Source organism: Roseicella frigidaeris (assembly GCF_003258945.1).
GTDB classification, from domain to species: domain Bacteria; phylum Pseudomonadota; class Alphaproteobacteria; order Acetobacterales; family Acetobacteraceae; genus Paracraurococcus; species Paracraurococcus frigidaeris.
The window spans coordinates 35,497-47,559 of record NZ_QLIX01000026.1; the positions used below are offsets into that span (position 1 = coordinate 35,497).

13 protein-coding genes are annotated in these 12,063 nt (G+C 75.9%); 9 read left to right on the top strand and 4 right to left on the bottom strand.

Annotation, left to right across the window (positions count from 1 at the left end):
* Positions 1 to 80: 80 nt before the first annotated feature.
* Positions 81 to 2,039 (top strand): elongation factor G, encoded by a 1,959-nt coding sequence (locus DOO78_RS22540; RefSeq protein WP_111472141.1) that lies wholly within the window; start codon positions 81 to 83, stop codon positions 2,037 to 2,039.
* A 149-nt stretch (positions 2,040 to 2,188) separates the two neighbouring features.
* Positions 2,189 to 3,364, top strand: a complete 1,176-nt coding sequence (locus tag DOO78_RS22545; protein WP_111472142.1) for a glycosyltransferase family protein — start codon at positions 2,189 to 2,191, stop codon at positions 3,362 to 3,364.
* Here DOO78_RS22545 and DOO78_RS22550 read toward each other — a convergent pair.
* From DOO78_RS22550 to DOO78_RS22560, 3 genes are read right to left on the bottom strand one after another with little or no spacing between them, the layout of a single operon-like run.
* Positions 3,297 to 3,890: an SAM-dependent methyltransferase gene (locus tag DOO78_RS22550; protein WP_111472143.1), complete on the bottom strand. Its 594-nt coding sequence runs from the start codon at positions 3,888 to 3,890 to the stop codon at positions 3,297 to 3,299. The two genes, DOO78_RS22545 and DOO78_RS22550, sit on opposite strands and share 68 nt — an antisense overlap.
* Positions 3,887 to 4,645, bottom strand: a complete 759-nt coding sequence (locus DOO78_RS22555; protein ID WP_207803017.1) for a PIG-L deacetylase family protein — start codon at positions 4,643 to 4,645, stop codon at positions 3,887 to 3,889. The genes DOO78_RS22550 and DOO78_RS22555 overlap by 4 nt, the downstream gene beginning before the upstream one ends.
* A gap of 11 nt (positions 4,646 to 4,656) precedes the next feature.
* The gene (locus tag DOO78_RS22560) at positions 4,657 to 5,811 is read right to left on the bottom strand and encodes an acyl-CoA dehydrogenase family protein (RefSeq protein ID WP_111472144.1); all 1,155 of its coding nucleotides are present in this window, start codon (positions 5,809 to 5,811) and stop codon (positions 4,657 to 4,659) included.
* 199 nt (positions 5,812 to 6,010) lie between these two features.
* Between DOO78_RS22560 and DOO78_RS22565 the strand changes: the two genes are divergently transcribed.
* From DOO78_RS22565 to DOO78_RS22595, 7 genes are all read left to right on the top strand, one after another.
* Entirely contained in the window at positions 6,011 to 7,213 is a 1,203-nt protein-coding gene (locus DOO78_RS22565) for a CaiB/BaiF CoA transferase family protein (protein ID WP_111472167.1), read from the top strand.
* Between the two features lie 58 nt (positions 7,214 to 7,271).
* A complete protein-coding gene (locus DOO78_RS22570; RefSeq protein ID WP_111472145.1) occupies positions 7,272 to 7,538 on the top strand; it encodes a hypothetical protein in 267 nt (88 codons plus the stop codon).
* A 71-nt stretch (positions 7,539 to 7,609) separates the two neighbouring features.
* Positions 7,610 to 8,467: an FAS1-like dehydratase domain-containing protein gene (locus tag DOO78_RS22575; protein WP_111472146.1), complete on the top strand. Its 858-nt coding sequence runs from the start codon at positions 7,610 to 7,612 to the stop codon at positions 8,465 to 8,467.
* Positions 8,464 to 9,678: a CaiB/BaiF CoA transferase family protein gene (locus tag DOO78_RS22580; protein ID WP_111472147.1), complete on the top strand. Its 1,215-nt coding sequence runs from the start codon at positions 8,464 to 8,466 to the stop codon at positions 9,676 to 9,678. Before DOO78_RS22575 ends, DOO78_RS22580 begins: the two co-directional genes overlap by 4 nt.
* On the top strand, positions 9,675 to 10,121 hold the full coding sequence (locus DOO78_RS27910; protein WP_207803018.1) for a YunG family protein: 447 nt from the start codon (positions 9,675 to 9,677) through the stop codon (positions 10,119 to 10,121). The genes DOO78_RS22580 and DOO78_RS27910 overlap by 4 nt, the downstream gene beginning before the upstream one ends.
* Positions 10,103 to 10,567 carry a tRNA (N6-threonylcarbamoyladenosine(37)-N6)-methyltransferase TrmO gene (gene tsaA, locus DOO78_RS22590; RefSeq protein WP_111472148.1) on the top strand — a complete coding sequence of 155 codons (465 nt, stop codon included), beginning with the start codon at positions 10,103 to 10,105 and terminating at the stop codon, positions 10,565 to 10,567. Before DOO78_RS27910 ends, tsaA begins: the two co-directional genes overlap by 19 nt.
* 30 nt (positions 10,568 to 10,597) lie before the next feature.
* Positions 10,598 to 10,906: a hypothetical protein gene (locus tag DOO78_RS22595; RefSeq protein ID WP_111472149.1), complete on the top strand. Its 309-nt coding sequence runs from the start codon at positions 10,598 to 10,600 to the stop codon at positions 10,904 to 10,906.
* Between the two features lie 22 nt (positions 10,907 to 10,928).
* Here DOO78_RS22595 and DOO78_RS22600 read toward each other — a convergent pair whose 3' ends face one another.
* Entirely contained in the window at positions 10,929 to 12,056 is a 1,128-nt protein-coding gene (locus DOO78_RS22600; RefSeq protein WP_165839041.1) for an ATP-grasp domain-containing protein, read from the bottom strand.
* Positions 12,057 to 12,063: the final 7 nt, after the last annotated feature.

A 12,063-nucleotide genomic window follows, 5' to 3' on the forward strand; every position in this document is an offset into this window, starting at 1 on the left:
GTCCAAGGAGACCCGGGCTGGCCGGCGGCGTCCGGCCCCGGCGCCGCGACGGCCCGCCCCGGACGGGAGGGCGAAGCACGATGCCAGATGCCAGCGGCAGATCACCCGGCGGGGCGCGGCCCCGATCCGTCGCCTTCATCGGCCCGCAGGGCAGCGGCAAGTCGACGCTGTTCGACGCCCTGCTGACGGCCGCCGGCGCCCCGGCGCGGCGCGGCGGCGCGCGCGGGATGGGCACCGAGCTGCGGCTCGGCCATGCCAGCCATGCGGGCGATTCCTGGGCGTTGCTCGACGCGCCGGGCTCGGTCGAGTTCGCGCATGACGCCGCGGCGGCGGTCGCGGTCGCCGATCTCGCCGTGGTGGTGACCGAGGCGGCGCCAGGCCGCGCCGCGCTGCTCGGCCCGCTCTTCCGCCTGCTGGACGCAGAGGGCATCCCGGCCATCGTCTTCGTCAACAAGATCGACCAGCTCGACGGCCGCATGCGCGACACGCTGGCGGCGATGCAGGCGCAGACGCGCCGCAAGCTGGTGCTGCGGCAGGTGCCGATCCGCGAGGGCGAGGCCGTCACCGGCTATGTCGACGTGGTCTCCGAGCGGGCCTATCGCTACCGCCGCGGCGCCCCGTCCGAGCGCATCGCGCTGCCGCCCGCCATGCGCGACCGGGAGACCGAGGCGCGGGCCGAGCTGCTCGAGGCGCTGGCCGATCACGACGATGCCCTGCTCGAGAAGGTGCTGGAGGACCTGACGCCGGAGCCGGCCGAGATCTACCGCCCGCTGCACACCGGCGAGCTCTCGGGCGCCGTCGTCTCCGTCCTGCTCGGCGCCGCGGAGCACAACAACGGCATCCACCGCCTCTGGAAGGCGCTCCGCCACGACGTGCCAGCGCCGGAGGAGACCGCCGCGCGCCGCGGCATCGCCGCCGAGGGGCCGCCGCTCGCCCAGGTCTTCCGCACCGTGCATGCCGGCCATGCCGGCCGCCTCTCCTGGGCGCGGCTCTGGCGCGGCACGGTCAGGGACGGCATGCAGCTCGACGGCCACCGCATCGGCGGCCTGCACCGCGTCCCGAACGGCGAGACGCAGAAGGTGACCGAGGCCGGGGCCGGCGAGATCGTGGCGCTCGGGCGCCTGGACGGGGTGGCGACCGGCGCGACGCTCGGCGCGCGCCCCGGTGCCGCGGAGGCGCTCGCCTTCCCGGCGCCGGCCGCGCCGGTGCATGCGCTGGCCGTGGTGCTGGAGGACCGCAAGGACGAGGTGCGGCTCTCCAGCGCCCTGCAACGCCTGGCCGAGGAGGACCCCGCCCTCACCGTCCACCTCGATCCGGAGAGCGGCCAGACCATCCTGCAGGGCCAGGGCGAGCTGCATCTGCGCGCGGCGCTGGAGCGGCTGGCCAGCAGCGCGGGCGTGAGGCTGCGCACCGTGCGGCCGCAGATCCCCTATCGCGAGACCATCCGCCAGCCCGTCACCCAGCATGCCCGGCTGAAGCGGCAGACCGGCGGCCACGGCCAGTTCGCCGATGTGAAGCTGCGCATCGAGCCGCGCGAGCGCGGCGCCGGCTTCCGCTTCGCCGAGGAAGTGGTCGGCGGCGCGGTGCCCAAGCGCTTCATCCCGGCGGTCGGCGAGGCGGCCGAGGAGGCGACGCGCAAGGGCCCGCTCGGCCATCCGGTCGTCGATGTCGCGGTGACGCTGCTCGACGGCAGCTTCCATTCCGTCGACAGCAGCGACATGGCCTTCGCCACCGCCACGCGCATGGCGATGCAGGAGGGGCTCGCCAAGGGCGAGCCGGTGCTGCTCGAACCCATCCAGGCCGTCACCGTCGAGGTTCCGGCGGAATACACGCCGAACGCGCAGCGATTGCTGACTGGCCGGCGCGGCCAGATCCTCGGCTATGCGGCGCATGCGGACTGGGAGGGCTGGGACAGGGTGGAGGCGCTGGTGCCGGCGGCCGAGCTGCAGGACTTCATCATCGAGCTGCGCAGCCAGACCCAGGGCCTCGGCGCCTACACGCATCGCTTCGACCACCTGGCGGAGGCGCGGCACCGCTGACGCTGCCGCGCCCGGCGGCGCGCCACCGCCGCCGGACGCGAGGGCCGGGCGCGAGGATTGTCGCGCGCCCGACACTGTGATGCCCGCAGCCGTCCGGACGCGCGGGCCGCCGGGAACGCGTCCGTTCCGTACCCCGTTCTGCCGGGACGATGCGCTCCCCGCCCGCGGCCCTGGCCGCTCTCTCGGCCCTGCCCGGCAGCGCCCTGCGTTGCGTTCTCGCCATTCCGGCGCGCGACGAGGCCGCCCGCCTGCCCGCCTGCCTCGACGCCCTGGCGGCGCAGTCGCCGGAGGCGCTCGCCGGCACGGCCGTTCTGCTGCTGGCGAACAACTGCCGCGACGACACCATCGGCCTCGCCCGGGCCATGGCGCCGGGGCTGCCCTTCCCCCTGCTCACGGTGGAGGCCGTGCTGCCGCCCGGGCAGGCGCATGCCGGCGGCGCCCGCGCCGCAGCGATGGATGCGGCGGCGGCGCTGCTCGGCGAGGCGCCGGAGGGCGTGCTGCTGAGCACCGATGCGGATGCGCGGCCGGAGCCGGGCTGGCTCGCCGCCAACCTCGCCGAGCTGGCCGCGGGGGCGGATGCGGTGGCCGGCGCCGTGCTGCCCGATCCGCGCGAGGCGGCGCTGCTGCCGCCGGCGCTGCGCCGGCGCGAGGCGGCCGAGGCGCGCTACGCCGCGCTGCTGGATGGGCTGGCGGCGCGGCTCGATCCCATCCCGCACGATCCGGCGCCGGCGCATGGCACGCATTCCGGCGCCTCGATCGCGGTGCGGCTGCCGGCCTACCGGGCGGTCGGCGGCATGCCGCTGGTGCCGCGCGGCGAGGACCGCGCCTTCTTCACCGCGCTGGCGCGGATCGATGCCCGCATCCGGCACAGCGCCGCGGCCCGCGTGCTGGTCTCCTGCCGGCTCGATGGGCGCGCCGGCGGCGGCATGGCGGAGACGCTGCGGCACCGCCTCGCCGATCCCGAGGCGCCGGTGGATGACCGGCTCGAGCCTGCCTGGGCCGCCTGGCGCCGCGTCCGCGCCCGCCATGCCCTGCGGCGCCTGCGCGCGGGCCTCGGCGATCCGGCCGATCTCCGCATCGCCTGCGGCCTGGCGCCGCGGGCGATGCGACGGATCCTGGCGGCGCCGAGCTTCGGCCTGGCCTGGGAGGCGTTGCAGGCGGCGCCGGCGCTGCGCCGGCAGGTGCTGCGGCCGGCGGCCCTGCCGCGGGAGACGGCGCTGGCCCGCCGGCTGTTGCAAAGCCTCGACCGGGCCGGGCTCAGCCCGGCGGGGGCGGACGGCGCAACAGGTCCAGCCGATACGCCTCTGCCCGTTGCTGCCGAATGACCGGCAGGCCGGCGGCGGCGATGAAGCCCTCGGCGGCGGCATCGCCGGAAAGCGGGTAGTCGGTCTCCCCGGTCCAGTGCACCAGCAGCGCCTCGCCGCCCGGGGCCAGCGCCGCGGCGACGCGGCCGGCGAGGCGCGCGAGATCGGCCATATCGAGGTAGTAGACGACCTCGGAGAGCAGGATCAGGTCGAAGGCGCCGTCCGGCCAGTCGCCGGGCACGGCCATGCGGCGGAATGCGACGTTGGGCAGGCCGGCGCAGCGCGCCCGCGCCGCGGCGAGCGGCGCCTCGGCCAGGTCCACCGCCAGCAGCGAGTCGCAGCGCGCGGCGAGCTGCGCCGTCAGCACGCCGATGGAGCAGCCGATCTCGAAGGCGCGGCCATAGTGCGGGCGCGGCAGGGCGGCGAGGGTCGCGGCGTATTTCGCCCGCTCGTACTCGCTGCTGGCGAAGCGCCAAGGATCGGCATCGGCGGCGTAGATCGACTCGAAGTAATCGGGCCCGAGGCTGCGGGCGGGGCGCTGCGTCATGGCGTTTCCTCCAGCAGCAGCTCGACCTCGCGCAGCGCCAGGGCGATCGCCTCCGGCGGCAGCTGGAAGGCGCCGGCATCGCCCATTCGGTCGGCCTGCTGCGAGACATGCGCGGCGATGGCGCGGCGCTTGGCGTCGAGGAAGGGGGCGATGGCGAAGCGCCGGCCGCGCGGCGGGCCGGGCAGCAGGGGCGGGGCGGGCAGGGGAAAGCCCGGGATCGGATGCGCGAAGGCCCAGCCCCAGACGGGATAGGCCAGCAGCCGCGCGCCCAGCAGGCGGCGCGTGACCACCTCGGCGATGGCGAAGCTCGCCGCGTGGTCGCAATGCGGGTCGTGCCGCCAGGTGCAGAGCACCGCGCTTGGCGCCGGGCTGGCGAGGCCGAGGATGGCCTCGACCGCCGCGGCGAACTCCGGCCCGGCGGCGGGCACGCCCCGATCCGGCAGGCGCAGGAAATGCACCGCCTCGGGCGGCAGGCCGAGCGCGGCCGTGGCCGCCAGCGTCTCCCGCTCCCGCACCGGCCGGATCGCATCCGGCGGCAGGCCGGGATGCGATCCGGTGCCATCGCTCACCACCACCACCCGCACCGGCAGGCCGGCGGCGCTGGCGGCGGCGATCAGCCCGCCGCAGCCGATCGATTCATCGTCCGGATGCGGCGCCAGCACCAGCGCGCCGGCCGGGCCGAGCACCTCCCGCGGGTCGGTGGCCAGCGGCAGCGCCTCGGCCGCGCGCAGGAAGGCGGCGGCGTCCATCTCCATGGGGTGCATGCTCAGTCCCAGAGATCGCCGGGCTCGGCCGCGGCGGCGAGCACATGCGCGGCCGCCCCGCCGAGCGCGCGGTCCGGCCCCGGCTGGCGCAGATAGGTTGAGAGGTCGCGGGCGATCCGCTCGGCCTCGTGCGGCCGCAGGAAGGCCTGCAGCCCGATGGCGCGCTCGGTCAGGGCCAGCGCCTCCATGGCGGCGCGCTCGACCGCGGTGCGGGCGAGGCCGGTGAAGGCGATGGCGGACTCGCCGGCATCGCCCGCCTCGGCGCGCGGCGCCGCCGCCTCCACCCAGAGCCGCGCCGTCTCGGCCTGCATCGCCACCTCGCCGAGCCGCGCCGCCTGAATCGCGTCGCCGCCGCGTCCCAGCCGGTGCAGATGCGCCCGCAGCGCCGCGGCCAGGGCCTCGATCCCGCCGGTCTGCACGGCGGCGAAGCGCCAGGCGCCGGCGGCGAAATCCGGCTGCGATTCATAGGCGCCCGGCGGGCCGATCAGCGCCGCGGCGGGCAGCTCCAGGCCGGTGACGTCGATGGCGCCGCTCGCCGAGGCGCGCATGCCCTGCGCCGTCCAGCCGGAGAGATCGGCGCGCTCGCCCGGGGCGAGGGGCAGCAGCACCAGCCGCGTCGGCTCGCCGGGTGTGGCGATGCCGGTGACCAGCGCCCGCTCGACGCTGCCGGCGCCGGAGCAGAGGATCTTGCGGCCGGTGAGGCGGATCCTCTCGCCCCGGTGCTCGATGCCGAGCGGCGGCTCGCCGGGGGCGCCGGTGTTCCAGACCGCGAAGAGCCGCCCGGCCCGCGCATCCCGCGCCGCCTCCTGCCGCTGCGCCGAATCGCCATGCGCCATGATCAGGCGGAGCGCGTTCACATGCCCCTCCCAGAGCCGGCCGAGCGGCAGGCTGGCGCGGCCGATCAGGCGCAGCGCGGTGCAGAGCGCGGCGGCGCCCTCGGGGCTGGTGCCGAGGCCCTGGCCGCCGAGCGCGGGCGGCAGGGGCGCGGCCAGGAAGCCCGCCTCGCGCAGCGCGGCCACGTCCTCGGCGGGAAAGGCGCCATCGGCGTCGCGGGCCGGGGCGCGGGCGGCGATGCCGGGCAGGGCGCGGCGCAGGCCGGCAAGCAGGGCAGGGAGGTCGGCCGGCGGCAGCGGCGGCGTGGGCTGGATCAGGGACATGCGGGGCCGGAACGGCCGGCGCCCCGCGCGGTTGCGGCGATGGCGGGGCAGCGGCCCGCCGCCCGCGGCATGGTGACCGGAACGCCGGCGGGTTGACCCGCCCCGGCTGCCCGCGCAGCTTCGCCGGCGGGACGAGGGAGGTCTGGATGCCAGGGGTTCGCTGCAAGACGCCATGCCGGCCGGGGATCGGGGGCTGAGCATGGGCGCCGGACCGCTGGCGGGCATCCGCGTCCTCGACCTGACCACGGTGCTGGTCGGCCCCTATTGCACCCAGCTCCTCGCCGAGATGGGCGCCGAGGTGACCAAGGTGGAGGCGCCGGAGGGCGATGTGGTGCGCCTCATCGGCCCCGGCCGTAGCCCCGGCATGGGCTGCATGTTCATCACCATCAACCGCGGCAAGCGCAGCATCGCGCTCGACCTGAAGCGGCCGGAGGCGCGGGCGGCGCTGCTGCGCCTGGCCGGCCGGGCGGATGTGCTGGTGACCAATATCCGCCCCGCCGCCATGGCGCGGCTCGGCCTCGACTATCCGGCGCTGCACGCGGCCAATCCGCGCCTCGTCTATGCCAACGTCCTCGGCTACGGCTCCCAGGGTCCCTACGCGCCCCGCCCGGCCTATGACGACCTGATGCAGGGCGCGGCGCTGATCGCCGAGCTGAACGCCCAGGTGAGCGGCGGCGAGCCGCGCTACGTGCCGCTCGCCATGGCCGACCGCATCACAGGGTTGATGGCGGCGAGCGCGGTGAACGCGGCGCTGGTGCACCAGCTGCGCACCGGCGAGGGGCAGCTCGTCGAGGTGCCGATGTTCGAGACCATGCTGAGCTTCGTGCTCGGCGACCATCTCGGCGGCCGCGTCTTCGACCCGCCGCTCGATGCCGGCGGCTACGGGCGGCTGCTCTCGCCCGACCGCCGCCCCTACCGGACGAAGGATGGCTTCGTCTGCACCATGATCTACAACGACCGGCAATGGCGCGTCTTCTGCGCCGCCGTCGGCTGGCCTGACCTGGTTTCGACCGATCCGCGCTTCGCCAGCCATGCCACGCGCACCCGGCATATCGACGCGGTGCTGGCCATGCTGGCCGAGGAGTTCCGCACCCGCAGCAGCGCCGAATGGCTGGCGCTGCTCGAGGCGGCCGACCTGCCGGTGACGCCGGTGCATACGCTCGAGAGCATCTTCGAGGACCCGCATCTGCTGGCGACCGGCTTCTTCGAGGCCGAGGAGCACCCGACCGAGGGACGGGTGACCCGCATGGCGATCCCGGTCACCTTCTCCGCCACCCCGACCGGGCCGCGCGCGCCCTCGCCGCGGCTCGGCGCCGATGGCGCGGCGATCCTGGCCGAGGCCGGATTCGCCGAGGCCGAGATCGCGGCCCTCGCCGCGAGCGGGGCGCTGCGCGAGGGGTAAGCGGGCCGAACCGCCGCAGCCGCGCGGCGTTGGCCGCCAAGCGGGAATGGGGCGAGACATGCGGCGATACGGCATCGGGCTGGCGGCGCTGATCCTGTCGGGCGGCGGCGCCCTGGCCCAGCCAGGGCAGCCCGCCGCACCCCCGGCGACGCCGCCGCGCAGCGAGACGGCGCCGCCCGCCGTGCCGCCGACCGGCGTGGTGCGGCCGCCGGCGCGGGTCGATCCCGGCATCCAGGCCCCGGTGCCGGTGCCCGAGCCGCGCACCACCCCGGTCATCCCGCCGCCCGGCACGCCCGGCGGGGACCGCAAGGTGGAGCCGCGCTGAGGCCACTCGGGAAGGGCGGTTTGACAGCACCCGACCCGGCCGGAAGACTGCCCGGCAAGGGGAGGACGGGCATGGACGAGGCCGCGCTGCAAGGCTGGATCGGCCGCGAGGCGGTGGCGGAGGACGAGGCCAGCCCGGTGCTGCTGCGCCGCCTCGCCGCCCTGCTGGACCAGGATCCCGGCGCGATCCGCCGCGGCGCGCCGATGCCCGAGGGCTGGCATGTGGTGCTCTTCGGCCCGCTGGCGCGGCAATCGGCGCTCGGCCCGGATGGCCATCCGGAGAAGGGCGATTTCCTGCCGCCGGTGCCGCTGCCGCGGCGTATGTTCGCCGGGCGCCGCACATGGTTCGTCGCGCCGGTCGAGATCGGCGCCGAGGTGCGGCGCGTCTCCCGCATCGCCGCCATCACCCAGAAGCAGGGGCGCAGCGGCGCCATGGTCTTCGTCACCATCCGGCACGGCATCGAGAGCGGCGGGCGCGAATGCGTGGTGGAGGAGCAGGACCTGGTCTTCCGCGAGGCCGCCCCCGCCGGACCCTCCGGCGCCGCCCCGCCCGAGGCCCCGCCGCCGGCCTTGCCGGAGGAGGCGGCGCGCGAGGTCTTCACGCCCGATCCCGTGCTGCTCTTCCGCTACTCCGCCGTCACCAACAACGGCCACCGCATCCATTACGACGCGGCGTATGCGACGGGCACCGAGGGCTATCCGGCGCTGGTGGTCAATGGCGGCATCGCCACGACGAAGCTGACCGAGCTGGCGAAGCGGCATCTGCCCGGCCGGCTGCGCAGCGTCACCACCCGTGCCGGACGGCCGCTCTTCCTCGGCCGTCCGGTGACGCTCGCCTACCATGCCGAGGCGCCGGGCCGGGCCCGGCTCTGGGCGCTCGACGAGGCCGGGCGCCTCGCCTTCGAATGCCTGGCGGAGGGCGCGGCATGAGCGGGAGGGCGGCGGGGCAGGGCCCGCTCAGCGGGGTGAAGGTGCTCGACCTCACCGCCGTGGTGGTCGGCCCTGCCTGCACCCTGACGCTCGCCGAGCAGGGGGCGCAGGTGATCAAGCTGGAGGCGCCGGAGGGCGACCTGCTGCGCAAGCTCGGCGGCCCGGCGCCCTCGCCGGACATGTCGCCCAAATTCATCCATTTCAACCGCGGCAAGCGCAGCATCGCCGTCGACCTCAAGACCGCGGCCGGCCGCGGGGTGCTGGCGCGGCTGGCCGAGCAGGCCGACGTGCTGGTGACCAACATGCGCGGCGGCGCGCTGGAGCGCCTCGGCATCACCTGGGAGGCGCTGCGGCCGCGCAACCCGCGCCTCGTCTTCTGCGTCATCGCCGGCTTCGGCCGCCGCGGCCGGCACCATGACAGCCCGGCCTACGACACCATCATCCAGGGCATGTCGGGCTTCGCCGCGGCGCTCGGCCGCGTGCTCGGCGCGCCGCGCTTCGCCCCCTTCGTGCTCTGCGACCACATCACCGGCATCATCGCCAGCCAGGCCATCACCGCCGCGCTCTATGCCCGGGAGCGCAGCGGGGAGGGGCAGGCGATCGAGGTGCCGATGTACGAGAGCATGGCGCATTTCGTGCTCACCGAGCACATGTTCCGCCGCACCTTCGACCCCAAGGGCCCGACCGGCGATCCGCGCGTCATGAACCCGGATGCGAAGCCGATCCCGACCAAGGATGGCTACATCGCCGTCTCTGCCAATACCGATGCCCAGGCCTTCGCCTTCTTCGCGGCGATCGGCCGGCCGGAGCTGCAGGACGATCCGCGCTTCAACAGCGTCGCCGCGCGCTTCCGCAACGTCGATGCCTATTTCACCCTGCGCGCCGAGGCGCTGCGCAGCCGCACCACGGCGGAATGGGCGGCCGAGTTCCGCCGGCGCGAGATCCCGGCCATGCCCTATGCGACGATCGAGGGGCTGCTGGAGGACCCGCATCTCTGGGAGACCGGGCTGCTGCGGCGGGAGGTGCATCCGACCGAGGGGGCGATGACCGGGCTCGGCCGCCCCGTCACCTTCTCGGCCGCCGGGCCGGACGCGCTGCCGCTGGCGCCGCGCCTCTCGGCCGATGCGGCGGCGGTGCTGGCCGAGGCCGGCTACACGGAGGCGGAGATCGCGGCGCTGCTGGGCGGCGCGGTGGTGCCGCCGCCGGCGTGACGCCCGAGCGCCTGCTGGCGGCGCTGCGCCGGGCCTGGTCGCCGGCCAGCAGCCGGCATTGGCGACCGGACAACCCGGCGCTCGGCCAGTGCGACGTGACGGCCCTGGTGGTGCAGGACTGGTTGGGCGGCGAGATCCTGAAGACGCCGCTGCCGGCCGGCTGGCATTTCTACAACCGCGTCGATGGGCGTCACATCGACCTGACTGCCGCTCAGTTCACGGCGCCCATCCAGTACGCCGATCTGCCGAGCAGCCGGGGCGAGGCCTTCGCCGGCACCTTGCCGGGGCAGTATCCGGCCCTGGCCGCGCGGTTGCTGTCGGCGCTCGCGGCCGGTCCGGCGGCTGGCGCCGCCGCGTCCTTCCCCGGGCCGGCGGGCGGGCCCGCCGCCCCGGCCGAACGCCGCCCCTCCGACAGGACCACGGCATGGCCGCCCTCACCCTGACCCCGATCGGGCATCTGGAAACCCCCTGGCCGCGCCCGCAGGATTGCCCGCGCAACGGCCGGCAGCCGAAGCCGCCGCCGGAATGCCGGGCCGTCATCGCCCCCGACTACCGGGAGGGGCTGCTCGGCCTGGAGGGGTTCAGCCATCTGATCCTGCTCTACTGGCTGGATCAGGCGCCGCCGCCCGCGCTCGTCATCCGCCCGCCCTTCGATGGCGAGCGGCGTGGCGTCTTCGCCACCCGCGCCCCCTGCCGGCCGAACCCGATCGGGCTTTCGGTGGTCCGCTTCCTCGGCTTCGCCGGGCCGGGCCTGCTGCGCCTGCACAACCTCGATTGCGCCAGCGGCACGCCGCTGCTCGACCTGAAGCCCTACCTGCCGACCACCGATGCCGAGCCGGCGGCCAGCCTCGGCTGGCTGGAACGGCATGCGACTCGCCATGACGATTGAACCGGCGGGGCTTTCCGGCGATAGGGAGCCATGCCCCTCCATCGCATCCTCGTGCTGCATGGCGCCGTCGGCTTCGGCATTGCGGCGCTCTTCGTCCTCGCCCTGATCGCGGTCGATCCGGGCGGCATCGGCCACCTGCTGGTCGGACCGGCGGGGGGCGCCCTGCCCATCGCCATGCTCTGGTTCTTCTCCGGCATCGTCTTCGGCAGCGCGCAATTCGCCGCGGCCGTGGCCTTCGCCTGCCGCGACGGGGAGGAGGGCCGCCCCGGCGGGCTGCGGCTGCGGCCGATGCCGGCCCTGGTGCCGGTCCCGGTCCGCCAGGGCCTGCGCCGCCGCTGAGCCTCCCGGCCGGCTGCGGGCCTCACCCCCTGACTGCGGCCGCCACCGCCCGCACCAGATCCTGCGGGTTGTCGTGCAGCGCGGTGACGCCCACCGCCGCGAGGTCGGCCCGCGCCTGGTCCAGCGGATAGCCGCGCAGCGCCACATGGCCGGCGGCGATGCCGGCGAGGAAGGGCTTGGTCGGCGGCGTCGCCCGCAGCGCCGCCGCCAGCGCCTCCACCCGCCCGCGCAGCCCGCGCGAGGCCAGGGTGGTGAAGAACATCACCGCCTTCACCTCCGGCCGCGCGGCGATCTCGAAGGCGAGGGCGAGGCGCTCCGGCATGGTTTCGGCCGGGCCGCCATTGGCATTGTCCATGAAGCAGGCGGCGGGGCAGCCGGCATCGGCCAGCAGGTCGAGCATCAGCATGCCGAGCCCGGCCCCGGCGGTGATCATCGCCACCGTCCCGCCCGGCAGATCCACCAGTTGGAAGCCCTGGGCCCGGGCGCGCCGCTCCAGCGGCGTCAGCGCCGCCTCCTCGAGCGCCGCCGAAAGATCGGGCGCGGCCTGCCGGAAGCCGGCGGCGTCGTCGCGCACCAGCTTGGCGTCGCAGGCGACGAGGCGGCCATCCGGCAGCAGGCCGAGCGGGTTCACCTCCAGCAATTCGAGATCCTCGGCCTGGAGGATGCGGGCGAGGCGCAGCGCGAGGCGCGCCAGCCGCGCCGCCAGCTCCGGGGCGAAGCCGGCGCGCAGCGTGGCAAAGAGCGTCTCCAGCGCGCCCGGCGCCTCCGGCTCGATGCCGCAGCGCAGCAGCCCGGAGGCATGCTCCACCGCCACGCCGCCCGCCGGCGCGCAGAGCATCTCGATGCATTGCGCCGTGCCGTCGATGCGCAGCGCGAGATAGATCTCGCGCGTCAGCGGCAGGGCCTCCTCCAGCAGCAGCGGCGCCGCCGCGTCGCCGAGCGCGGCGCGGATGGCGGCGGCGACCTCTGGCGCCTCGCCGGGGTTGCTGCGACGCACAAGCCCGCGCAGGCCGCGGCCGCCTTCCAGGATCTGCGCCTTCAGCACGCCCGCATCCCCGGGTCCCGGCGCGCCCCGCAGCAGCCGGCCGCGCGGGATCGCCACGCCATGCCGTTGCAGCACGCCCTTGCCATCATGCTCGGTCAGCCGCACCGTTGCC